The organism is Mesorhizobium sp. WSM3873 (genome assembly GCF_001672445.1).
Classification (GTDB): Bacteria; Pseudomonadota; Alphaproteobacteria; order Rhizobiales; family Rhizobiaceae; genus Mesorhizobium.
Genome location: NZ_LYTM01000002.1, coordinates 15,009 through 37,521, shown reverse-complemented (window position 1 = coordinate 37,521; position 22,513 = coordinate 15,009). Strand labels below are relative to the sequence as shown.

Below are 22,513 nucleotides of genomic sequence, written 5' to 3'. Positions count from 1 at the left end.
ATTCGAAACCTGGGGAAGTCAGTAAAGGCCGCCGCCACCGTCCTGGATGGCCTGATTGGCCTGCGGCGACAGCGCGCCGCCGGCACCATTGGAGCCGTCCGCGCCCATGCCGATGACCCAATAGCTGTCGGCCGGGCCGGTGCCGGGCTTGAACGCCTCGATGATGGTGTTGGGGTCGCCTTCGGCCGCGCGCATGCCGGTCTTGCGGTTGATGGCGATCAGCTTCATGCCTTCCGGAACCTGGAAGTCGACATTGGGCGTGCCGTCGAGCGCGACGCGCATGAAGTCCTTGAAGATCGGCGCGGCGAGGCCACCACCCGTGGCCCCCTTGCCCAGGCCGCGCGGCGTATCGTAGCCCATATAGAGGCCGACGACGAGGTTCGGCGTGAAGCCGATGAACCAGGCGTCCTTCTCATCATTGGTGGTTCCGGTCTTGCCGGCGATATGGCGGCCGAGCTCGGCGATGGTGGCGCCGGTGCCGCGCTGCACCACGCCCTCCATCATGGAGGTGATCTGGTAGGCGGTCATCGGATCGAGCACCTGCTCGGAATTGTCGACCAGTTCCGGCTCGGGCTGGTTCTTCCATTCGGCGGCGTTGCAGCCCTCGCAGCCGCGTTCGTCCTGCTTGAACACGGTCTTGCCGTAGCGATCCTGGATGCGGTCGATCAGCGACGGTTTGATCGACTTGCCGCCATTGGCCATGATCGAATAGGCCGACACCATGCGCATGACCGTCGTCTCGCCGGAGCCTAGAGCCATCGGCAGATAGGGCGCAAGATGATCGTAGACGCCGAAGCGCTCGGCATATTCGACGACCAGCTTCATGCCCATGTCGTTGGCCAGCCGCACCGTCATCAAGTTGCGCGACTTCTCGATGCCCGAGCGCAAGGTGGCCGGGCCGGCGGCCGTGCCGTCATAGTTCTTCGGCGTCCAGGTCGTGTTGCCGCTCTGGATGGTGATCGGCCCGTCCATGATCACGGAAGCCGGCGTGTAGCCGTTGTCGAGCGCCGCCGAATAGACGATCGGCTTGAACGAGGAGCCCGGCTGGCGCATCGCCTGGGTAGCGCGGTTGAACTCCGACTGCGCGTAGGAGAAGCCGCCGACCATGGCCAACACACGCCCGGTATGCGGATCCATGGCAACCAGGCCGCCTTCGACCTCGGGCACCTGGCGCAGGCTATAGGCGTTGTCGGAGCCCTCGTTCTTCTGCACGAAGATGACGTCGCCGGGTTCAAGCACTTCCGCCGGAGATTTCGCCCTGACGGACTTGCCGTTGACGAAATGGCGCATGGCGAAGCCCATGTCGTCCTTGCTGACGGTGCCCTCGACGCGGTCCTTGACGAGGTCGCCGGAGACCTGACGCGCCGGCTGAATGCCGATCGTCAGCCCGTCGGCAGAACTGTCGAGCACGACGGCGAGCGTCCACTCCGGCACGTCCTCCAGCCCCTTGACCGCGCCGAGCGGCACGCCCCAGTCGCCGGAAACGTCGATATGGGTCACCGGTCCGCGATAGCCGCGCAGCGTGTCGTATTTCAGCAATCCGTTCTGCATCGCCTTGCGGGCGATGAGCTGGATTTTCGGATCGAGCGTGGTGCGCACCGACAGGCCGCCCTCATAGAGCGCATTCTCGCCGTAGCGGGCGATGATCTGGCGGCGCACCTCCTCGGTGAAATACTCGCCCGCGAACAGGTAGGAGCCGTTGCGGCGCGGCTTCACGCCGAGCGGCTCGGCCTTGGCCTTGTCGCCCTCCTCGCGCGTGACGTAGCCGTTCTCGACCATCTGGTCGATGACCCAATTGCGGCGCTCGATCGCCCGGTCGGCATGCTTGAAGGGATGATAGTTGTTGGGGCCCTTGGGCAGCGAAGCAAGGTAAGCGGCTTCAGCGACGGTGAGTTCGTTGACCGACTTGTCGAAATAGGTCAGCGCAGCGCCGGCAACGCCATAGGCGCCGAAGCCGAAGAAGATCTCGTTGAGATAGAGCTCGAGGATGCGGTCCTTCGAATAGGCCTGCTCGATGCGGAAGGCCAGGATCATCTCCTTGATCTTGCGCTCATAGGTCTGGTCGGAGGTCAGCAGGAAGTTCTTTGCAACCTGCTGCGTGATCGTCGAGGCGCCGACCTGACGCCTGCCCGAGCCGAAGTTCTGCAGATTGACGATGATGGCGCGGCCGAGGCCGGTGATGTCGATGCCGGGATGGTTATAGAAGTTCTTGTCCTCGGCCGACATGAAGGCAGCCTTGACGCGGTCCGGGATCGCCTGGATCGGCAGGTAAAGGCGCCGCTCGCGAGCATATTCGGCCATCAGCGAGCCATCCGAGGCATGGATGCGCGTCGTCACCGGCGGCTCATATTTGGCCAGAACCTCGTAGTCGGGCAGATCCTTCGTCAGATGGCCGATGTAGATGGCAAGGCCCGCAGCGACCAGCAGCGCCAGCGTCGTGCCGATGCCGAAGAAATAGCCGATGAGACGAATCATGCCCGCTCCAGTCCGAGGTCCGGGATTTCCTAAACGAAGCCGACAGTCGCGCAAGCTTCAGGGGCGGTCCCAATCCGCAATGGAAACCCATTGTCGCGACCATGTGGACAAAATACGGCAGCACGAAGTTTCAGGAACTCCGTCCGTCAAATAATAACGCCACGTGTTGTCGTCGCGCAACGCTGCTTGCGGTTGTAGGACGGCTCAAGGTTGTGGGCGGGTTCGGTCCCCGTCAGCCCCCAGCCCTGGCTCCCGCTTTCGCTGCGGCAAACAGGGCAACGGCATTGGTTATGCTCTGAGCCGCCTTGCCGCGCCAGTCGGCGCTGAGCAATTGCGCCTCGTCCTTGCTGTTGGAGAGGTAACCAAGCTCGACCAGAACCGAGGGCACGTCGGGCGCCTTCAGCACCTTGAAGCCGGCCGAGCGCTGCGGATTATTGATCAGACCGACGCTGGTCGACAACTGGCCGACCAGCGTGTGCGCAAAGCTCATCGAAAAGCCGTGGGTCTCGCGGCGGATCAGGTCGATCAGGATGTCGGTGACCTCCTTATTGTCGTCCTCGATCTTTAGGCCGGCGAACTGGTCGGAGAAGTTTTCACGATCGGCGAGCGCCTGAGCCTCGGGATCGGAAGCCTTGTCCGAGAGCGTGTAGACCGTGGCGCCGCGGAGACCTCTGACGGCGATCGTATCGGCATGGATGGAGATCAAGAGATCGGCTTCGTGCTGGCGGGCGATGCGCACGCGCTCGTCGAGCGGCAGGTACACGTCACTGTCCCGTGTCATATAGACATCATAGCTGCCGACCGCGGCCAGCTTGTCACGTAGTTCGGTCGCAAAGGCGAGCGTGACGTTCTTCTCGACCGTGCCGCCGGCGCTCTCCGCGCCGCCGTCGACGCCGCCATGACCCGGATCGATGACCACTGTGAAGCGGTGCCCAGGCGCCGAAATCGGCCCTGTGCCGACACGGCCGCCCTTGTCGGTAGAAACGGTCGAGCCGGTCGTCAGCGATTGGTTGGCCAAAGCCTCGTCGAATTCTCTTTCCGATGCGGCCGACATGTCGATGGCGACGCGATAGCCGCTGCCATCGTCATTCTTCAGCACCTCGAGCTTGTCGACGGCAAACGGTCCCTTGCCGGTCAGGATCAGCCGCGAGCCTTTGCCCTGATCGCCGTAGCGAACGGCGCGCACCAGCCCGCGCGGCTTCACGTCCTTGGCGTTGAGGGCGAATCGCGTGCGCGGCAGGTCGACGACAAGGCGGCTGGGACCGCGCAGCAGGAACCACTTCACGTCCGGTTCTCGGTCGAAGGTCACGACGATGCGCATCTTGGTCGCGTCGCCGGCCATCTTGTAGCCGGTGGCGCCAAGCAACCCGTCGGCCCGCGAGGCGGCGGTCGCGCCAAGCAGGATCACCAGCAGGAAAACAGTCCTTGCCATGAGCCGCAGATATCCGGCGGCGCCACGCTCCTTGTCTGCGGTGCCTGCCAGTCCCATCTCTATTCCAGTCGCTCCCCGTTAGGCGCCTCGCGCCGGCCTGTTTGGCAGAACGGCCTGTCTGGCGGCCAACCCGATTAACGATTGGTATCCAGAGAAGGTTAACCAAGCCTTTCATGCAGCAGGTGGAGCGCCACCTTCCCCTGCGGAAGCGCTTTTTGCCGGCATCCGAAATCGGGGTTGCCTTCCAACCCGCCAAATCATAAAAGCGACATTGGATCACTGCAATCCTGGAACCGCCCGCCCTGCAGCTTCCCGCCAGGGTAAGATGTGCAAGGCGCTTCCGGGTTTCAGATGATCGCGACGATTTTCGCAGGCGTGCTCCCGTGGCGGGGGAATCGCTTGCGCGATGAAAACGGCCGGGATCTCCCGCGCCGGCTCTGTGCGAGCAAACAAGCTGGTCCGGCCAAGCCCGGGCTTTGGTTCAAAAGGTTCTGCTGGGTGCCGATGGCTTCAAGCGCAATCATGGAAAGGTCCGCATCGAACCGCGCCATTGTGGCTGCGGGCGGCACCGCCATCGCGCTCAAGCTCCGGCCGGCGGACATTCAATTATCCGGCAGCCACACAAATCCAGGCACACAGCGGCGGGGTCTGCCTCGCCAGCTGCGGCTGATGGCTGCCGGGAGGAAACGAAATAATGCCCAACAAGATGCTGATAGACGCCTCCCACCCGGAGGAAACACGCGTTGTTGTCGTTCGCGGTAACCGCATCGAAGAATTCGACTTTGAATCCCAGGACAAGAAGCAGCTCAAAGGAAACATCTATCTCGCCCGCGTAACCCGCGTCGAACCTTCCCTTCAGGCAGCCTTTGTCGAATATGGCGGCAACCGTCACGGTTTTCTCGCCTTCAGTGAAATTCACCCCGACTATTACCAGATCCCGGTCGCCGACCGTCAGGCCCTGCTGCGCGCCGAAGCGCAGGAGGCGGACGACGAAGAGGACGAGGAGGCCGAGACCGGCGAGGAACAGCAGGCGCGCGATCGCGGCGGCCGCCGCAACCGCCGGCGCGGCGGCAAGAACCGCGACCGGGCCGAGCAAAAGCGCGGTTCCGATGCTGCCGGTGCCGACGAAGGCGGCGAAAGCGCCGATGAGGTCGCAGCTTCCAGCGCTTCCGCTGATGAGCCCGGCGATGCGGCCGATACCTCGACCGAAGCCACCGAAGGCTCCGAAACCGTTGAGACCGTAGCCGAGGCAGCCGGCGAAGAGGAGAACAAGGCCCCCGAAGCCGGCAGCGACACCGAAGAAGCCGATGCGACCGACAGCGAGAATCGCCAGCCTTCCGAGGGCGGCCCCACTTCGATCGCCGCGAGCATCGATGCGGATGTGATTTCGGAACCGGTGCCGGCCGAATCCACCAGCGAGGTCGCTCCGGCCGAGGAAGCCGCTCCAAGCGACGATGATCGCGGCATGCTCGAAGAGGTTTCGTCCGCGCATTCGGACGAACACGAAATCGAATCGGTCGGCGCCGAGGATGCGCTTGAAGAGGTCCGCAACCGCCGCAAGCCGGTGCGCCGCCAGTACAAGATCCAGGAAGTCATCAAGCGGCGCCAGATCCTGCTGGTCCAGGTCGTCAAGGAAGAGCGCGGCAACAAGGGCGCGGCGCTGACCACCTATCTGTCGCTCGCCGGCCGCTATTCGGTCTTGATGCCGAACACGGCGCGCGGCGGCGGCATCTCGCGCAAGATCACCAATGCCCAGGACCGCAAACGGCTGAAGGAGGTCGTCGCCGATCTCGAGGTGCCGCAGGGCATGGGAGTCATCCTGCGCACCGCCGGCGAAAGCCGCACCAAGGCCGAGATCAAGCGCGACTATGAATATTTGATGCGGCTTTGGGAGAATGTCCGCAATCTCACGCTGCAGTCCACGGCCCCTGCCCTGGTCTATGAGGAAGGCAGCCTGATCAAGCGCTCGGTCCGCGACCTGTACAACAAGGATATCGACGAGATCCTGGTCTCCGGCGAGGACGGCTACCGCGAGGCCAAGGACTTCATGCGGATGCTGATGCCGAGCCATGCCAAGGTGGTTCAGCCCTACCGCGACACCACGCCGATCTTCGTGCGCAACGGCATCGAGGCGCAGCTCGACCGGATGCTGCAGCCGCAAGTGACGCTGAAGAGCGGCGGCTACATCATCATCAACCAGACCGAGGCGCTGGTCTCGATCGACGTCAACTCCGGCCGCTCCACCAAGGAGCATTCGATCGAGGACACCGCGCTCCACACCAATCTGGAGGCCGCCGAGGAAGTCGCGCGGCAGCTCAGGCTGCGCGACCTTGCCGGCCTGATCGTCATCGACTTCATCGACATGGAGGAGAACCGCAACAACCGCGCGGTCGAGAAGCGGCTGAAGGATCACCTCAAGAACGATCGCGCCCGCATCCAGGTCGGTCGCATCTCGCATTTCGGCCTGATGGAGATGTCGCGCCAGCGCATCCGTGCCAGCGTGCTGGAATCGACGATGAAGCCCTGCCCGCATTGCGGCGGCACGGGCCATGTGAGATCGGACTCCTCGGTGGCGCTGATGGTGGTGCGGGCGATCGAAGAATTCCTGCTCAAGGATTCGCGCAGTCACATCACGGTGCGCACGCCGGCGGCGACCGCGCTTTACGTGCTCAACCACAAGCGCGCCAATCTGGTCGAGCTCGAGGCCCGCTTCGGCCTGACCATCACGCTCGAAGCCGACGAGACGCTGGGCGCGCAACACTACGCGATCTTCCGCGGCGCGGTGGCTGAGAAGCCGGAAGGCTTCGTCGAGGTGCGCAGCCTTCCGACCTATGTCGAGCCGGAAGAGCCCGAGGACGAGATCGTCGTCGAGGAGGAAGAAGAGGTATCGATTCAGGCCGAACAGCCGCGCCATCCACAGCAGGGACAGCATCCGCAGCGGTCCGAGGACGGCGAAGGCGGCCGCAAGCGCCGCAAACGCCGTCGGCGGCGCGGCGGCAAGGATCGCGACCGCGAGCATCAAGGCCATGGCGATGCCGTTTCGGCCCCTGCACCTGCGGACGCCGGCACGATTGCAGGCGAAGCGACAGCCGAGGTAACGGCTGAAGCACCGGCCGGGGCGGAAGCAGCCGAAGAGGGGCAGGGCAAGAAGCGCCGTCGCGGCAAGCGCGGCGGCAAGCGCAATCGCCGCGAGGAAGGCGAAATCCCTGCCGATGCCGATGCCGGCGATGGTTTCGAAGGCGAAGAAGCGGAAGTCGAAGCTCCGGAAGGCGCGCCGCCGGTCGCTGCAGCGGAAGAGCAGGCCGCACCCTCGCCCGACAATGACGATGTCGCGGAGACCGAGAAGCCGAAGAAGCGACGTGCGTCGCGATCGAAGAAGGCCGCCGAGGAAACCGTCTCCGAAAAAGCGCCCGAGCCGGCGGCGGAACTTCCCGCTGAACCTGTGGCGGCCGAACCGGAGCTGGCAGCGGCCGCTGCTGCTCCGAGCGAGGCTGAAGCATCCGTCAATGCCCATCCAACGCGGCGCAAACCGCAGTCGATCGACACGCCGGCTGTCCCCGTCGTTTCGTCCAACGTCAGCGAGGAAGCCAAGACCGAAGAAAAGCCGAAGCGTGCCGGCTGGTGGCAGCGGAAGGGTTTTTTCTAAGCTCTGTCAGCTCATTAGGCTTAGTTGTTAAACAGAAGATCCCGTACCGCCCGGCGCGGGATTTTCGTTTTCTGGCCTTCCAATCTTGCGCCCCAGCACCTGCTAAGGCGCGAAGATCGACCAGTTCATCATCCTGGCGAGCTTCTCAAGCGCTATGGAGCCGAGCTTGGAATTGCCGTTCTCGTTGAGGCCGGGGGACCAGACGGCGAGCGAGGCGACGCCCGGCACGATGCCAAGAATACCGCCGCCGACGCCACTCTTACCCGGAATGCCGACACGGAAGGCGAAATCGCCGGAGCCGTCATAGTGGCCGCAGGTCAGCATCAGCGCGCCGATGCGGCGCGCACGCTCGGTCGACACTACCGACAGCCCGGTCGCCGGGTTCCGACCGCCATTGGCGAGGAAGCGGCCGGCCATGGCGAGCTGCCGGCAGCTCATGGCGATGGCGCAATGATGGAAGTAGACGCCCAGCGCCAGCTCCGGCTCATGGTCGAGATTGCCAAAGGACTTCATGTAATTGGCCAGAGCGAAGTTGCGGTAGCCGGTAGCGCGTTCCGAGGCCGCGACCTCGCGGTCGATGATGATCGTGTCGTCGTCGGCCAGGAATTGGACGAAGCGCAGGATCTCGCCGATCGCCTCGCGCGGCTGGTGGCCGGCAAGCAGGATGTCGGATACGACGATGGCGCCAGCGTTGATGAACGGATTGCGCGGAATGCCGCTCTCATGCTCGAGCTGGACGATCGAGTTGAACGGATTGCCCGACGGCTCGCGGCCGACACGCTGCCACAACGCATCGCCGACCTTGCCCAGCGCCAGGGTCAGCGTGAACACCTTCGAGACGCTCTGGATCGAAAAGGGCTGATCGGCATCGCCGGCAAGGATGATGCGCCCGTCATTGGTCACGGCGGCAATGCCGAATTTCTTCGGATCGATCTTGCCGAGCTGCGGGATATAGGTGGCGACATCGCCGCGATCGCTGCGCTCGGTCATTTCGGCGGCCACTTCCGCCAGCGCCTGTTCAAGCTCGGGCATAGCGTCTATTTCAGCCAACTTTCGATGCGCGCCAGCGCCTCGACCATGTCGTCATGGCTGCCGGCATAGGAAAAGCGCATGGTGCGATGGCCCTGGAGCGGATCGAAATCACGGCCGGGCGTGGCCGCCACATGCGCCTCGGCCAGCATCTTGCGCGCGAAGGCCATGCTGTCATTGGTGTGCCGCGTGACATCGCAGAAGGCGTAGAACGCGCCGTCCATGGGCGCTGCGAGCGGGAAGCCCAGCTCCGGCAGACGCTTCATCAGCAGGTCGCGGTTCCAGGCATAACGCGCCTTCACCGCTTCGAGCTCTTGCGTGGCATTGAAGGCCTCGATCGCCGCGACCTGCGACAGTTCCGGCGGCGAGATGTAAAGGCTCTGCGCGATGCGCTCGACCGGCCGCACCAGTTCCTCCGGCAGCACCATCCAGCCGATGCGCCAGCCGGTCATGCAATAGTATTTCGAGAAGGAGTTGATCACCGTCACGCCGGCGCCACAGGCAAGTGCAGTGACATCGGGCGCGGCATAGGCCAGCCGGTGGTAGATTTCGTCCGAGATCACCGCGATGCCAAGCTCGCCTGCGGTCTTCACCAACGCGGAAAGCTCGTCGGCTGGAATGACCGCGCCGGTCGGATTGGCTGGACTGGCAAACAGCACGCCTTTCAACGGCTTCTCGGGGTGTGCGCTCTTCAGGTGGTCGGCATGCAGATAGGCGTCCGAGCCAAGCTCGATCTCGACGATCTCGATGCCAAGCGCGGCCATGATGTTGCGGTAGGCCGGATAGCCGGGCGCGGCGATGGCGACGCGGTCGCCGGGATCGAACATCGCCAGGAAAGCCAGGTTGAAGGCGGCCGACGAGCCGGTAGTGACGGCGATACGGGCGGGCGCGACATCGATTCCGTAATGCTCGCTATAGTGCGCGGCGATCGCCTTGCGCAGCTCCGCCAGGCCCAGAGCATCGGTGTAGCCGATGCGGCCGTGCTTCAGCGCGAGAGCGGCGGCTTCGCGGACGCCGACCGGCGCCGGGTCCGACGGCTGGCCGACCGCCATCGACACCACGGGAATCCCGGTCGCCTTCAGCCGGTTGGCCTCAGCCAGAATATCCATGGCGTGGAACGGCTCGACCTCGCCGCGGCGTGAAAGCGAAACGACCATCTGACTCTTCAGCCTGCCTTTGGTTGGCAAATCCACAGGCAAACCATCGCTCGCTTGCCCTGGAACTGCCGGGAGTTCGACGGCAGCGCCGCACAAATGCCCGATTGGTGTGGGGATCACAAGCGCGCAGGAAGTTATTGGCGCCGACTTTTCATCCTTCGCCCGCTCGTCTACCAGTGGACCTGTCATGTTGAGCCGACCCGAACGATGATGGATAGATCGACCGCAATAGGGCGAACCGCGCGCGGATTTGCGACGCTCCTGCTTGCCGCCGCCGTCGCGGTGTCCACTTCGCTGAGCGCCTTCGCGCAAGGCGTGCCGGTGGTGCGCGACGCCGAGATCGAGGCGCTGGTGCGCGACTATGCCCGACCGATCTTCAAGGCGGCGGGCCTCGCCAATGACGGGATCGACATCGTTCTCGTCAACGACCAGAGCTTCAATGCGTTCGTGACCGGCCGCCGCCTGTTCATCAACACCGGCGCGCTGGTGACGGCCGAGACGCCGAACGAGATCATCGGCGTCATCGCGCACGAGGCCGGCCATATTGCCGGCGGCCACCAGCAGAAGCTGCGCGATCAACTCGATCGCGCCAAGACCATGGCCATCATCGCCACGCTGCTCGGGGCGGGCGCGATCGTGGCCGGCGCCACCACCAACAGCCGCGGCCTTGCCGGCGCCGGCATGGGCGTCGCGGCCGGCGGCGGCGAGATGGCGCAGCGCAGCATCCTTGCCTATCAGCGGGGCGAAGAAATCACCGCCGACCGCTCGGCGATCACCTACCTGAATGCCACCGGCCAGTCCGGCATGGGCATGCTGAAGACCTTCGGGCGATTCCAGAGCGCGCTTTCGCTGTCGGGCACCCAGCTCGATCCTTACCGGATCAGCCATCCGATGCCCCGGGAGCGCATCGCCAATCTCGAGGTGCTGGTCAAGGCGAGCCCTTATGTCAGCCAGGTCGACGCGCCGGCGCTGCAGCAGCGGCATGACATGATGCGCATCAAGATCGCGGCCTATATGCAAGGCCAGGCGGCGGTGGCGCGGCTGATGCGCAAGAACCCGACCAGTCTGGCCTCGCGCTACGGCGACGCGCAGCAGACCTATCTCTACGGCAACCCTGGCACCGCGCTGACGAAAACCGCGGCGCTGATCAAGGAACAGCCGAAAAACCCCTATTTCCAGGAACTTCGCGGCGACATCCTGATGAAGGCCAACAGGCCCAAGGACGCCGCGGATGCCTATGCCAAAGCGGCGAGCCTCGACGCGGCGCGGTCCGGCTTGCTGCTGGTCTCGCTCGGCCAGGCGCTGATGGCGGTCGGCACGCCGGACTCAATCAACAAAGCGGTGGCGCAGCTCAACAACGGGATCGGGCGCGACAAGGAAAACTCCGTAGCCTACCGCTATCTGGCTCAAGCCTATGGCGAATTGGGGCAAATCCCGGCCGCCGACCTTGCGACGGCGGAGGGCCATTTCTATTCGGCCGACTATAAGAACGCGAAGATCTTCGCCATGCGCGCTCAACAGAAATTGAAGCGCGGCGAGCCCCGCTGGCTTCGCGCGCAGGATATCATAAACTACACGCCATCTAACAAACTCAAGTGAACCTCCCGGGCGCGCGCGGCGACCAGGTTGGACCGGGACAGGCAGAAGGAACTGATCATGAACAAGGCAATCCTGCTCGGCAGCGCCGGCGTGGCGGTGGCGCTCGGCATGCTGGCATTCGGCTTCGTGGCAGGAAGCCCGCAGGCCGCTAGGGCCGACACGACGCAAGCCATCCAGATGGCCTCGGCGGACAGTAAGATCGACCGCAAGGAGGTCGAAGGCATCATCCGCGACTATCTGTTGAAAAACCCCGAGGTCCTGCTCGAGGTCCAGGACGCGCTCGAGGCCAAGCAGAAGGAAGAGCAGCGGCTCGCCGCACTCGGCGTCATCAAGGACGCGAAGGACGAGATCTTCAACTCCACCTTCGACGGCGTGGTCGGCAACCCTAAGGGCAAAGTCACCATCGTCGAGTTCTACGACTACAATTGCGGCTTCTGCAAACGCGCCATTGAGGACATGAAGGCGCTGACCAAGGCCGATCCGGACCTGCGCTTCGTGCTCAAGGAGTTTCCAATCCTCAGCCCGGATTCGCAAAAGGCCAGCGTGGTCTCGATGGCCTTCCATCTGATGATGCCGGAGAAGTACAGCGAGTTCCACACTGCGCTGCTCGGCAGCCAGGGCCGTGCCACCGAATCCACCGCCATGAAGGTCGCTGTTTCGCTCGGTGCCGACGAGGCGAAGCTGCGCGAGAAGATGAAGGATCCGAGCATCAACGAAGCGCTCTCGCGCACCTACGATCTCGCCACCAAGCTGTCGATCACCGGCACGCCGTCCTATGTGGTCGGAAATGAGGTGGTGTTCGGCGCGCTCGGACAGCAGGTTCTGGCGGAGAAGATCGAGCAGGCCAAGAGCGCGCTCTAGGTTTGGGCATGGTCTTTTCCGAAAACCGCTGCACAGTTTTCGGGATCATGCTCTAAGCGATTGCGAGTCGCGACAACAGGCGGTTTTCCGCCTGTTGTGGACAGCGAAAGAACGTACTTGCGCTCTTTTCGCGGGCGGATATGCCCATTATAGAGGTCCGGCGCGCCGGCTTGAGGCCGGCGCCGAAGAGGTCGGCATATTTGAAAACGATTTTCGTCCTGAACGGTCCCAATCTCAATGCACTCGGCAAGCGCGAGCCGGGGATCTATGGCGGCAAGACGCTTGCCGCCATCGCCGAGGATTGCAAGGCCGCCGGCACGGCGCTCGGGCTCGAGATCGATTTTCGTCAGTCCAATCACGAAGGTGATCTCGTCGACTGGATCCAGGAAGCCGGTGAAAAGGCCGCAGGCATCGTCATCAATCCCGGGGCCTACAGCCATACCTCGATTGCCATTCACGACGCCATCCGCGCCATCGCGCCGCTGCCCGTCGCTGAGGTCCATCTTTCCAATATCCACGCGAGGGAGCCTTTCCGCCACGTCTCCATGGTCGCGCCGGTCGCCGTCGGCATGATCTGCGGGTTCGGGCCACTCGGCTACACGCTTGCGCTGCAGGCACTGGCGGCGCGCCTGTGACCGGCTCCCAAACAGAAGGCTCGAAAATGTCGATAAAGAAGAACGGTGTTGACCAGCAGCTGATCCGCGACCTGGCGGGCATACTGAACGACACCAACCTGACCGAGATCGAGGTCGAGCTCGGCGACCTGAAAGTGCGCGTGTCGCGTCAATCGCAGGCCGTCCACGCGGTCGCTGCTCCGCTTCCTATGCCGTCCACGGCGGTTGCCGGGCCGGCTCAGGCGGCAGCGGCCGCGCCCGCGACGGCAGCCGATCCTTCCAAGAACGCCGTGCCCTCGCCGATGGTCGGCACCGCCTACCTGGCGCCCTCGCCCGACGCCAAGGCGTTCATCGAGATCGGCCAGAAGGTGAAGGAAGGCCAGACGCTGCTCATCATCGAAGCGATGAAGACAATGAACCAGATTCCCTCGCCGCGCGCCGGCACGGTGACGGCGATCCTGATCGAGGACGCCCAGCCGGTCGAATACGGCATGCCGCTCGTGGTCATCGAGTAGAGCCGGGAACAGCGGGCAGATGTTCCAAAAAATCCTCATCGCCAATCGCGGCGAAATCGCGCTTCGGGTGCTGCGCGCCTGCAAGGAGCTCGGCATCCAGACGGTGGTGGTCCATTCGACGGCCGATTCCGACGCCATGCATGTGCGGCTTGCCGACGAAAGCGTCTGCATCGGCCCGCCGCCGTCGCGCGAAAGCTATCTCAACATTCACCAGATCGTCGCCGCTTGCGAGATCACCGGCGCCGATGCCGTGCACCCGGGCTACGGCTTCCTGTCGGAAAACGCCAAGTTCGCCGATATCCTCGCCGCCCATAACATCACCTTCATCGGCCCTTCGGGCGACCATATCCGCATCATGGGCGACAAGATCGAAGCCAAGCGCACGGCAAAGCGCCTCGGCATCCCGGTGGTGCCTGGTTCGGACGGCGCGATCAGCGACGAGAAGGAAGCAAAGCGCATTGCCGCCGCGATCGGCTATCCGGTGATCATCAAGGCTTCGGCCGGCGGCGGCGGCCGCGGCATGAAGGTCGCCCGCACCGAAGCCGACCTCGAAGTGGCGCTGCAGACCGCCAGATCAGAAGCCGGCGCTGCCTTCGGCGACGACGCCGTTTACATCGAGAAATATCTGGAAAAGCCGCGCCATATCGAATTGCAGGTGTTCGGCGACGGCGCCGGCCGCGGCGTGCATTTCGGCGAGCGCGACTGCTCGCTGCAACGCCGCCACCAGAAGGTGTGGGAGGAAGCGAACTCCCCCGCTCTCAACGCCGAGGAACGTGCGCGCATCGGCGGCATCTGCGCCAAGGCGATCGCCGATCTTGGCTATTCCGGCGCCGGCACGATCGAATTCCTCTACGAGAACGGTGAATTCTATTTCATCGAGATGAACACACGCCTGCAGGTCGAGCATCCGGTGACCGAAGCGATCACCGGCATCGACCTCGTGCATGAACAGATCCGTGTCGCCTCCGGCGGCGGACTGTCGGTCAAGCAGGAAGACATCAAGTTCAACGGCCACGCCATCGAGTGCCGCATCAACGCCGAGGATCCGCGCACGTTCACGCCGTCGCCCGGTACGATCACGCATTTCCACACGCCGGGCGGCCTCGGCATCCGCGTCGATTCCGGCGTCTATTCCGGCTACCGGATCCCGCCCTATTACGACAGCCTGATCGGCAAACTGATCGTGCATGGCCGCAACCGCGTCGAATGCATGATGCGGCTGCGCCGGGCGCTCGACGAATTCGTTGTCGACGGCATCAAGACGACGCTGCCGCTGTTCCGCGACCTCGTCGGAAATCCGGATATCGCCAACGGCGATTACGACATCCACTGGCTTGAGAAATATTTGGCCAAGGAGGAATAGGATCTTGCGGTTATAATGGCGCAATGACTCGTCCCTACGCGCCCGGCTACCGCATCCCGACCGACCTGCTGCTGAAAGCCTATGCCTCGGGCGTGTTCCCGATGGCAGAGAGCGCCACCGACCCGGAAGTGTTCTGGGTGCGGCCGGAGACGCGCGGCATCATCCCGCTCGACGGATTCCACACGCCGCGCAGTCTGAAGAAGACGATCCGCAGGCACCCTTTCGACATCCGCTACGATTTCGACTTCGAGGCGACGATCGACGGCTGCGCGGAAAGGCGCGACGAGCGCCGCTCGACCTGGATCAACGCCCCGATCCGCGAAGCCTATGTCGAGCTCTATCGGCTGGGCCACTGCCATTCCGTCGAGGCGTGGCGCGAGGGCCGGCTGGCCGGCGGTCTCTATGGGGTGTCACTCGGGCGCGTCTTCTTCGGCGAAAGCATGTTCGCCCGGGAAACCGACGCCTCGAAGACTTGCCTCTATTATCTGGTCGAGCGGCTGAACGAACGCCGTTTCGCGCTGCTCGACACGCAGTTCACCACCGAGCACCTGAAGCGCTTCGGCGCCATCGACGTGCCGCGCAGCCGCTACGAAAAAATGCTGGCCGAGGCCCTGAAGGGCGACGCGGTCTTTTATCCCTGAGGTAAGCGGTCACCCGCTCGCAGTTTCGATTGGCGTCTGGGAATGAAACATCATCTTCCAGCCATCGGCGCGATGAACATAGCCGGTGCTGACGAGAGCGGCATAGGGCTCGCCGTTTTCCCGCGTCGCGCGCGCCTCGTAGGTTAGCATGACGATATCGCTGCCGGGTTCGACCATGCCTTTCAGCCGAATGTCGAGATCGCGCCAGCGATTGGGCTTGGTGGCGGTCTTGGCCAGATCGGCATTGGTCATCGCCTGCGCCATCTCCGGAAAGGCGACGAGGCAATCCACATCGGCGTGGGCCGCGAAATAGGCGGAATCGCCAGTCCAGAAGCCTTTCTCGATATCGAGAAGCTCTTTCTTGCTGGCAGTGATCGGCCTGATCGTTGCCATGGAAATCTCCCGTCGCCATCACCGTTTATCCAACGGATTGCGAAAAAGAGGGTTCCGAGAGTTCCGAGATCAGTTCGTGTCTGTGGTGTCGGCGCCATCCGGCGCGGGCGCCGCGTCCGACGGCTCAGGCGCTGCCTCGGCAGACGGCTTCGGCTTGGCGGTATTCGTCTTCGGCTTGCCCGTATCGGCCTTGGCGGCGGTCGGCGGCGGCACGTCCGATTTTTGCTTGCAGCCCTTCAGCCAGACGTCATAGACGGCGTGCTCGACCGCGTTGAGACCGGGGCTTTCGGCGAACATCCAGCCGGTAAAGATACGGCGGATCTTGCGATCGAGCGTGATCTCGTCGACCTCGACGAAGGAATCGGTCTTCGGCTGTTCGGTCTCGGGCCGAGAGTAGCAGACGCGCGGCGTCACCTGCAGGGCGCCGAACTGCACCGTCTCGTCGATATAGACGTCGAAGGTGATGATGCGGCCGGTGATCTTGTCGATGCCGGCGAATTCGGCGACCGGATTGGTGATGCGGTCGGAAACCGCCGGTGCCGCCGGTGTCTGCGCGGCGGCGAACCCTGCCGTCGAGGCAGCCAGAACGGACGCTGCCGCGAACAGTCCCGTCGAGAGTCGGCCGAAAGAGTTCATGCAGGGATACCGGTGGTTGCGCCCGGGGATTCTCTCAATCGCCCAAGGCTAGTCAGGGCTGCGCTATCAGCAAGCAGCTAAACGCCAATTGTGGCGACAAAAGACCGAAAACGCGTTTACGAACCGGGCGTCCAAGCGTCGTAGTCGCCGGTGACCTGCGGACGATGCTGGTTGGTCAGAATGGAACCTTGCGGGCGATAGGCGCTCGGCGTTCCTGTAAGGTTGGGCCGGTGCGGCTTCTGCCAATCACGAGCCTTATAGCTCTCGCTCGACGGAGGCGTGTCGACGCGATGATGCATCCAGCCATGCCAGCCCGGAGGGATCTTCGAGGCTTCGGAATAGTCACGATAGATGACCCAGCGGCGGGTGCGACCTTCCGAATCGATGCCGCCCTCGTAATAGACGTTGCCGACCTCGTCCTCGCCGACCTTGTTGCCGAAGCGCCAGGTGTGGAAGCGCGTGCCAAGTGTCTGGCTGTTCCACCAGGTGAAAAACTGCAGCAGGAAAGTCTTCATCCAGATCCTCGTTGCGGCAGCGGCCGCGCCGTTTCCTGCTTATGGCGTCAGGTCAACGCGAAGGCAAGGGTTTTGCCCAGCCTGCGATGTAAATGCTTCGTGCGCTAAATCGATACACGCGTGGAGATATCGCCACCTCGGCTTGCCAAGCGTTTGCGCAGTTTCTAAAGCTCGCACGCCCGGCAAAGCTGGCGGCCGGCCCGTGCCGGTTGAGGGAGGTGACGATTGGCCCCAGAACGATCCACCGGCAATCGGATCGGCGCCGAAGACATTCGCCGTCGCAAGGGCGGCGTGCCGATCGTGTGTCTCACCGCCTATACCTATCCGATTGCGCGCATGCTCGATCCGCATGTCGACCTGCTTCTGGTCGGCGACAGCGTCGCCATGGTGCTGCATGGCCATGCCACGACGCTCGGCGCTTCGCTGGAGATGATGATCGCGCATGGACAAGCGGTGATGCGCGGCTCGGCGAAGGCCTGTGTGGTGGTCGACATGCCGGCAGGCAGCTACGAGGACTCGGTGGCGCAAGCCGTTGCCTCGGCAAGGCTCATCATCGGCGAGACGGGCTGCCAGGCAGTGAAGCTCGAGGGCGGGGTCGACATGGCCGCGCAGATCGCTGCAATCGTCGCGGAAGGCATCCCGGTCATGGGCCATATCGGCCTGCAGCCGCAGTCGGTGGACAAGGAGGGCGGCTACAAGATCAAGGGCAGGAGCAGGGAAAACGTCGCCGCCCTTTTTCGCGACGCCGAAGCGGTTGAAAAGGCCGGCGCCTTCTCGGTCGTCATCGAGGGCACGGTCGAGGCGGTGGCTTCGGACCTCACCCGTCATATCGCGATCCCGACCATCGGCATCGGCGCCAGCGGCGACTGCGACGGCCAGATCCTGGTGGTAGACGACATGATCGGCATGACCGTCAACCGCGTGCCGAAATTCGTCAAGGAATACGCAAAGCTGCGCGACACCATTGCGGATGCGGCGGCGCGTTACGCCGACGAGGTGCGCAGCCGCGCATTTCCCGGACCTGACCACGTTTTTTCGGCGGCATCGGGTAAGGACCAGGCATGAGCGGGCCAATCGTCGTCGAGAGCGTTGCGGCCCTTCGCGCGCAGATCCGGGATTGGCGCCGGGCTGGCCTCAAGATCGCCATGGTGCCGACCATGGGCGCGCTGCATGACGGCCACATCTCGCTGGTCAGGATCGCGCTCGAAAAGGCGGAGCGCTGCGTCGTCTCCGTCTTCGTCAATCCGACCCAGTTCGCGCCGACCGAGGACCTGGACAAATATCCGCGCCAATTGGCCCGCGATCTCGACCAACTGCGGGAAGCAGGCGTGCATCTGGCCTTCACGCCAGGCGTGGCGGAAATGTACCCGGCCGGCTTCGCCACCAAAATCTCGGTCGGAGGCCCCTCCTCCGGCCTGGAGACGGATTTTCGGCCTGCCTTCTTCGACGGCGTCGCCACTGTCGTGGCCAAGCTTTTCCTGCAGGCAGCGCCCGACTGTGCCGTGTTCGGTGAGAAGGACTACCAGCAGCTTTGCGTTGTCAGGCAGCTGTGCCGTGATCTCGATCTGCCGGTCGAGATCGTCGGCGCGCCGACCGTGCGTGATTCCCACGGCCTCGCCATGTCGTCGCGCAACGCCTATCTCGGCGCGGCCGAGCTCGAGATCGCGCGCAAATTCAACGTGGTTCTGCGTCAGACCGCGGCCGAACTCGCGTCCGGCGCGGATCAGGCACGTGCGGTGAATGCGGCTGCGGAAGCGCTCGTCAGCGCGGGCTTTCGGAAGGTCGACTACGTCGCCGCGCGGGAGGCCGCAACGCTCGCGCCCTGGCGACGGGACCGCGACGGCCGCCTGCTCGCGGCGGCCTGGCTCGGCACCACCAGGTTGATCGACAATGTGGAAGTCCCAGCCGCTCCGCCGGCGCTTTAGCCGAGCCGCTTCTCCAGGATGAGCGCGGGCCATCCGGAACTGCCGCCGCAATCCGCTGTCCTGCCTGCCGTCCGAAATCCGTTCGCCTCGTAGAAGGCGATCGCCGCCGCATTCGCCTCCTCGACCTCCAGACGCAGCGTCCGCATCTCCGGAAAACTGGCCTCGACTTCGTCGAGCAGCGCCTGGCCGATCCTTTGCCGCTGACAATCCGGAGATACGTAGAGCTGGTTCAGAAGGACGATCTTCGGGTCGGTGGTGGCGGCCGCGAAAGCCATGCCGCCAAGCCGCTTGCCATCGTCAGCGACCAGGAATTCGGAATTCGGCCGGGCCAGCTGCGCCTTGAGCGAAGCAAGAGAATGCCAGTCGTCGGTGATCGCCGTTACATGCTCGGCGCCGTAAATGGCGTCATAGGTCGCATGCCACGTTTCGACCAGCAGCGCGCGGATCGCAACAAGATCGCGCTCGCTGGCGGTGCGGACGAACATCGCTCTATTCGATGCCGAGCTTGGCCTTGACCAGCTCGTTGACCGCCTGCGGGTTCGCCTTGCCGCCGGTCGCCTTCATCACCTGGCCGACGAACCAGCCGGCCATGGTCGGCTTGGCGCGCGCCTGCTCGGCCTTGTCCGGATTGGCGGCGATGACCTCGTCGACCGCCTTCTCGATGGCGCCGGTGTCTGTCACCTGCTTCATGCCGCGGCTTTCGACCAGCTGGCGCGGATCGCCGCCCTCGTTCCAGACGATCTCGAACAGATCCTTGGCGATCTTGCCGGAGATCGTGCCTTCCTTGATCAGGTCGACGACGGTACCGAGCTGCTCAGGCGAAACCGGAGCGTTTTCAATATCTTTGCCAGCCTTGTTGAGAGCGCCCAGCAGGTCGTTGATAACCCAGTTGGCGGCAAGCTTGCCGTCGCGCCCCAAGGCCACCTTCTCGAAGTAGTCGGCGATCGGCTTTTCCGACACCAGCACCGAGGCGTCGTAGGGCGATAGGCCGAGCGAGCCGATCAGCCGCGCCTTCTTCTCGTCCGGGAGTTCCGGCAGATGCTGTGCCAGATCATCGACATAGGCCTGGTCGAATTCCAGCGGCAGAAGGTCGGGGTCGGGGAAATAGCGGTAGTCATGCGCCTCTTCCTTGGAGCGCATCGAGCGCGTCTCGCCCTTATTGGGGTCGAACAGGCGCGTCTCCTGCTCGATCGCGCCGCCGTCTTCGAGAATGGCGATCTGACGGCGCGCTTCGGACTCGATGGCCTGGCCGATGAAGCGGATCGAGTTGACGTTCTTGATCTCGCAGCGCGTGCCGAAGGCGCCGCCCGGGCGGCGCACCGAGACATTGACGTCGGCGCGCAGCGAACCCTCGTCCATGTTGCCGTCGCAGGTGCCGAGATAGCGCATGATGGTGCGCAGCTTGCTGACATAGGCCTTGGCCTCGTCGGCGGAGCGCATGTCCGGCTTGGAGACGATCTCCATCAGCGCAACGCCGGACCGGTTGAGGTCGACATAGGACATTGTCGGATGCTGGTCGTGCATAGACTTGCCGGCATCCTGCTCCAGATGCAGGCGCTCGATGCCGACCTCGATGTCCTCGAACTCGCCCTGCCGGTCCGGCCCGACCGAGACGATCACCTTGCCTTCGCCGACGATCGGCTGCTTGTACTGCGAGATCTGATAGCCCTGCGGCAGATCCGGGTAGAAATAGTTCTTCCGATCGAAGACCGACTTCTGGTTGATCGCGGCCTTCAAGCCCAGCCCGGTGCGGATCGCCTGCCTGACGCATTCCTCGTTGAGCACCGGCAGCATGCCGGGCATCGCCGCGTCGACCAGGCTGACATTGGCGTTGGGCGCCGCGCCGAAAGAGGTCGAGGCGCCGGAGAACAGCTTTGCCTCGGACGTCACTTGCGCATGCACTTCGAGCCCGATGATGATTTCCCAGTCGCCGGTGGCGCCGGAGATCAGGCGTTTCGGGTCGGGCGTGCGGGTATCGATGATACTCATGGAGGCCTATGGGTCGCATTTGTGGCTGGCGCGATTTTGCTTATCGCGTTGCGAAAATCGCATCACTCGCTAGTGCAAACCGTTCCTTGAGACAAGTCCAAAGCCGCGCGCAGGCCTCCAGGCAGCTTGCGCTTGTAAGCCCACGGGCTGTGCTGGCGGCTCCTTTCCGCCTGTATCAGGCGGTGGCGATGTAGGCTCGGATCTCCTCAGCCTCGCGCTCAACATCCTCGATCCGGCGCTTGACCACATCGCCGATCGACACGATGCCGTCGAGCATCCCGTCCTTCTCCACCGGCAGGTGGCGGAAGCGACCCTTCGTCATGATCTCCATGACCTCGTTGACCGTGTGGTTCTCGTTGCAGATCTTGACCTTCGGCGTCATGGCCGATCGGACCGGAATATCGAGCGCGGCCGCGCCCTCCCTGGCCAGCACTCGCACGATGTCGCGCTCGGAAAGGATGCCGACGATCTTGCGGTCGCCATTGGTGATGACCAGCGCGCCGATCCTATGCTCGGTCAGGATGCGAATGGCTTCGCTCAGCTTTTCATTAGGCCCGAGTGTGAACACGTCATGGCCTTTTTGCTCAAGAATTGCCTTCACAGTCATGGCGTCCTCCTGTGCCTTGCCCGCCGGCTCCTGCCCTGACCGGCATTCACGTTCCGGTGAACATGGTGCGCCGTGATTGGTTGCATTTCAAGTGCGCCGCAGGGCTACTCGGACGGCTGGGGCCGATCGAAAAAACGCACGCCGAAAAAGCCTGCGACAAAGCCGCCGATATGGGCTTCCCAGGCGATCTGTCCTTCGATCCCCGGCGCAAAGCCGAGAAGGCCGGTCGCGAGGTTGATCACCATCCAGACGCCGAGGAACGTCATGACGCCGCGCGAACGCAGCACGATTGCGATCGGCAACGGCTCGCCGGCGAAGGCCGCCTGGCCTGACGAGCGATCGATCCGGAACCCGTAGCGCGCCGCCGCTCCCATCATGCCCGAGATCGCGCCGGAAGCGCCGACCAGCGGCATCTCGCCATAAGGGTGCATGGCCCAGAACAGCGCGACCGAAGCCAGCCCGGTTACGGCGTAGAACACCGCAAACCGGGCCGCGCCGAAACGATTGGCGAGCGGTGAGCCGAAAGCGGCAAGCCAGACCATGTTGACGGCAATGTGGGCGAGGCCCCCATGCATGAAGGCGTAGGTGAAGGGGCGCGTGAACAGAAACCAGTCGAAGCCGTATTGACCGGTGTAGAGCACCGGAATGAAGGCTCCGTCGTAGAGCAGCGTCATTTGCTGGTCGTCGTTCAGCACATATCGCTCCAGCAGGAAGACGATCGCGCAGATCCCCATCACCGCCAGCACAACCGGCGGCAAGTTGAACACCGGCTCGCGGCGCGGCTCCGGCGCTTCGTCGTCTGGTTGCAATTCGGATTCGGTCGGTGTTACCGGCTCGCTCATGGCGCTCTTCGCAGCTGGCTGGTGACTCGATTTCGGCCGAGCATGTAGTTCACGCCTGATCGAATCACAAATCGCGAATCGCCCCAAGCTGAATCGGATAGGGCCTGGATCGGCGACGCGAATCAAAAGAAAGCCGTCCAGGTTTCCCTGAACGGCCGGTCGAGTCCCCTGCTCCCCGAAAACTGACTGAAGTGCTGCCGATCGCTGCTGAAACGACCGTTTTGGAGTGGTTTTTGATGTGCCACAGGCCCCGTCGGCGTGCAACGTAAACCAC

General features: G+C 63.7%; 20 protein-coding genes. 9 read left to right on the top strand and 11 right to left on the bottom strand.

Going from position 1 to position 22,513, the window contains the following annotated elements; translation table 11 throughout:
- Nucleotides 1-18: 18 nt before the first annotated feature.
- Entirely contained in the window at nt 19-2,475 is a 2,457-nt protein-coding gene (locus A9K71_RS01660; RefSeq protein WP_066989516.1) for a penicillin-binding protein 1A, read from the bottom strand.
- Nucleotides 2,476-2,707: 232 nt separating this feature from the next.
- Entirely contained in the window at nt 2,708-3,964 is a 1,257-nt protein-coding gene (locus A9K71_RS01655) for an N-acetylmuramoyl-L-alanine amidase (RefSeq protein ID WP_066989514.1), read from the bottom strand.
- A gap of 637 nt (nt 3,965-4,601) precedes the next feature.
- On the opposite strand from A9K71_RS01655, the gene A9K71_RS01645 reads away from it, so the two are divergent.
- Nucleotides 4,602-7,553: an Rne/Rng family ribonuclease gene (locus A9K71_RS01645; protein WP_066989509.1), complete on the top strand. Its 2,952-nt coding sequence runs from the start codon at nt 4,602-4,604 to the stop codon at nt 7,551-7,553.
- 102 nt (nt 7,554-7,655) lie between these two features.
- Here A9K71_RS01645 and A9K71_RS01640 read toward each other — a convergent pair whose 3' ends face one another.
- Complete coding sequence (locus A9K71_RS01640) at nt 7,656-8,585, bottom strand: glutaminase (RefSeq protein ID WP_066989507.1); 930 nt, start codon at nt 8,583-8,585, stop codon at nt 7,656-7,658.
- Nucleotides 8,586-8,590: 5 nt separating this feature from the next.
- Complete coding sequence (locus tag A9K71_RS01635; RefSeq protein WP_066989505.1) at nt 8,591-9,739, bottom strand: aminotransferase class I/II-fold pyridoxal phosphate-dependent enzyme; 1,149 nt, start codon at nt 9,737-9,739, stop codon at nt 8,591-8,593.
- Between the two features lie 207 nt (nt 9,740-9,946).
- On the opposite strand from A9K71_RS01635, the gene A9K71_RS01630 reads away from it, so the two are divergent.
- From A9K71_RS01630 to aat, 6 genes are all read left to right on the top strand, one after another.
- A complete protein-coding gene (locus A9K71_RS01630; protein ID WP_082980294.1) occupies nt 9,947-11,338 on the top strand; it encodes a M48 family metalloprotease in 1,392 nt (463 codons plus the stop codon).
- A gap of 57 nt (nt 11,339-11,395) precedes the next feature.
- On the top strand, nt 11,396-12,199 hold the full coding sequence (locus A9K71_RS01625) for a DsbA family protein (protein ID WP_066989892.1): 804 nt from the start codon (nt 11,396-11,398) through the stop codon (nt 12,197-12,199).
- A 200-nt stretch (nt 12,200-12,399) separates the two neighbouring features.
- A complete protein-coding gene (gene aroQ, locus A9K71_RS01620) occupies nt 12,400-12,834 on the top strand; it encodes a type II 3-dehydroquinate dehydratase (RefSeq protein ID WP_066989889.1) in 435 nt (144 codons plus the stop codon).
- A 26-nt stretch (nt 12,835-12,860) separates the two neighbouring features.
- Nucleotides 12,861-13,328, top strand: a complete 468-nt coding sequence (gene accB, locus A9K71_RS01615) for an acetyl-CoA carboxylase biotin carboxyl carrier protein (protein WP_066989502.1) — start codon at nt 12,861-12,863, stop codon at nt 13,326-13,328.
- Between the two features lie 19 nt (nt 13,329-13,347).
- Entirely contained in the window at nt 13,348-14,691 is a 1,344-nt protein-coding gene (accC, locus tag A9K71_RS01610) for an acetyl-CoA carboxylase biotin carboxylase subunit (protein WP_066989500.1), read from the top strand.
- Nucleotides 14,692-14,714: 23 nt separating this feature from the next.
- Entirely contained in the window at nt 14,715-15,332 is a 618-nt protein-coding gene (gene aat / locus A9K71_RS01605; RefSeq protein ID WP_066989498.1) for a leucyl/phenylalanyl-tRNA--protein transferase, read from the top strand.
- Nucleotides 15,333-15,341: 9 nt separating this feature from the next.
- Here the strand turns inward: aat and A9K71_RS01600 are convergent, their stop codons facing one another.
- The 3 genes from A9K71_RS01600 to A9K71_RS01590 all read right to left on the bottom strand — a co-directional run bounded on the left by A9K71_RS01600 (nt 15,342) and on the right by A9K71_RS01590 (nt 16,876).
- Entirely contained in the window at nt 15,342-15,725 is a 384-nt protein-coding gene (locus A9K71_RS01600; protein WP_066989496.1) for a hypothetical protein, read from the bottom strand.
- A gap of 69 nt (nt 15,726-15,794) precedes the next feature.
- On the bottom strand, nt 15,795-16,361 hold the full coding sequence (locus A9K71_RS01595) for a DUF2155 domain-containing protein (protein ID WP_066989493.1): 567 nt from the start codon (nt 16,359-16,361) through the stop codon (nt 15,795-15,797).
- Nucleotides 16,362-16,477: 116 nt separating this feature from the next.
- Nucleotides 16,478-16,876, bottom strand: a complete 399-nt coding sequence (locus tag A9K71_RS01590) for an NADH:ubiquinone oxidoreductase subunit NDUFA12 (protein ID WP_066989491.1) — start codon at nt 16,874-16,876, stop codon at nt 16,478-16,480.
- A gap of 225 nt (nt 16,877-17,101) precedes the next feature.
- On the opposite strand from A9K71_RS01590, the gene panB reads away from it, so the two are divergent.
- On the top strand, nt 17,102-17,941 hold the full coding sequence (gene panB, locus A9K71_RS01585) for a 3-methyl-2-oxobutanoate hydroxymethyltransferase (protein WP_066989489.1): 840 nt from the start codon (nt 17,102-17,104) through the stop codon (nt 17,939-17,941).
- On the top strand, nt 17,938-18,801 hold the full coding sequence (gene panC / locus A9K71_RS01580) for a pantoate--beta-alanine ligase (protein WP_066989486.1): 864 nt from the start codon (nt 17,938-17,940) through the stop codon (nt 18,799-18,801). Before panB ends, panC begins: the two co-directional genes overlap by 4 nt.
- Here panC and A9K71_RS01575 read toward each other — a convergent pair.
- The 4 genes from A9K71_RS01575 to A9K71_RS01560 all read right to left on the bottom strand — a co-directional run bounded on the left by A9K71_RS01575 (nt 18,798) and on the right by A9K71_RS01560 (nt 22,239).
- Entirely contained in the window at nt 18,798-19,286 is a 489-nt protein-coding gene (locus A9K71_RS01575) for a GNAT family N-acetyltransferase (protein WP_066989484.1), read from the bottom strand. The two genes, panC and A9K71_RS01575, sit on opposite strands and share 4 nt — an antisense overlap.
- Nucleotides 19,287-19,290: 4 nt before the next feature.
- Nucleotides 19,291-20,790: an Asp-tRNA(Asn)/Glu-tRNA(Gln) amidotransferase subunit GatB gene (gene gatB / locus A9K71_RS01570; protein WP_066989482.1), complete on the bottom strand. Its 1,500-nt coding sequence runs from the start codon at nt 20,788-20,790 to the stop codon at nt 19,291-19,293.
- Nucleotides 20,791-20,965: 175 nt separating this feature from the next.
- Nucleotides 20,966-21,397 (bottom strand): CBS domain-containing protein, encoded by a 432-nt coding sequence (locus A9K71_RS01565; protein ID WP_066989480.1) that lies wholly within the window; start codon nt 21,395-21,397, stop codon nt 20,966-20,968.
- A gap of 104 nt (nt 21,398-21,501) precedes the next feature.
- Entirely contained in the window at nt 21,502-22,239 is a 738-nt protein-coding gene (locus tag A9K71_RS01560; protein ID WP_066989478.1) for a rhomboid family intramembrane serine protease, read from the bottom strand.
- Nucleotides 22,240-22,513 lie beyond the last annotated feature (274 nt).

Excerpts from the sequence above, each read along its gene's own strand:
- A9K71_RS01660 (WP_066989516.1), bottom strand. The coding sequence starts at position 2,475 with ATGATTCGTCTCATCGGCTATTTCTTCGGCATCGGCACGACGCTGGCG.
- A9K71_RS01655 (WP_066989514.1), bottom strand. The coding sequence starts at position 3,964 with ATGGGACTGGCAGGCACCGCAGACAAGGAGCGTGGCGCCGCCGGATAT.
- A9K71_RS01645 (WP_066989509.1), top strand. The coding sequence starts at position 4,602 with ATGCCCAACAAGATGCTGATAGACGCCTCCCACCCGGAGGAAACACGC.
- A9K71_RS01640 (WP_066989507.1), bottom strand. The coding sequence starts at position 8,585 with ATGCCCGAGCTTGAACAGGCGCTGGCGGAAGTGGCCGCCGAAATGACC.
- A9K71_RS01635 (WP_066989505.1), bottom strand. The coding sequence starts at position 9,739 with ATGGTCGTTTCGCTTTCACGCCGCGGCGAGGTCGAGCCGTTCCACGCC.
- A9K71_RS01630 (WP_082980294.1), top strand. The coding sequence starts at position 9,947 with ATGATGGATAGATCGACCGCAATAGGGCGAACCGCGCGCGGATTTGCG.
- A9K71_RS01625 (WP_066989892.1), top strand. The coding sequence starts at position 11,396 with ATGAACAAGGCAATCCTGCTCGGCAGCGCCGGCGTGGCGGTGGCGCTC.
- accB (WP_066989502.1), top strand. The coding sequence starts at position 12,861 with ATGTCGATAAAGAAGAACGGTGTTGACCAGCAGCTGATCCGCGACCTG.
- accC (WP_066989500.1), top strand. The coding sequence starts at position 13,348 with ATGTTCCAAAAAATCCTCATCGCCAATCGCGGCGAAATCGCGCTTCGG.
- aat (WP_066989498.1), top strand. The coding sequence starts at position 14,715 with ATGACTCGTCCCTACGCGCCCGGCTACCGCATCCCGACCGACCTGCTG.
- A9K71_RS01600 (WP_066989496.1), bottom strand. The coding sequence starts at position 15,725 with ATGGCAACGATCAGGCCGATCACTGCCAGCAAGAAAGAGCTTCTCGAT.
- A9K71_RS01595 (WP_066989493.1), bottom strand. The coding sequence starts at position 16,361 with ATGAACTCTTTCGGCCGACTCTCGACGGGACTGTTCGCGGCAGCGTCC.
- A9K71_RS01590 (WP_066989491.1), bottom strand. The coding sequence starts at position 16,876 with ATGAAGACTTTCCTGCTGCAGTTTTTCACCTGGTGGAACAGCCAGACA.
- panC (WP_066989486.1), top strand. The coding sequence starts at position 17,938 with ATGAGCGGGCCAATCGTCGTCGAGAGCGTTGCGGCCCTTCGCGCGCAG.
- A9K71_RS01575 (WP_066989484.1), bottom strand. The coding sequence starts at position 19,286 with ATGTTCGTCCGCACCGCCAGCGAGCGCGATCTTGTTGCGATCCGCGCG.
- gatB (WP_066989482.1), bottom strand. The coding sequence starts at position 20,790 with ATGAGTATCATCGATACCCGCACGCCCGACCCGAAACGCCTGATCTCC.
- A9K71_RS01565 (WP_066989480.1), bottom strand. The coding sequence starts at position 21,397 with ATGACTGTGAAGGCAATTCTTGAGCAAAAAGGCCATGACGTGTTCACA.
- A9K71_RS01560 (WP_066989478.1), bottom strand. The coding sequence starts at position 22,239 with ATGAGCGAGCCGGTAACACCGACCGAATCCGAATTGCAACCAGACGAC.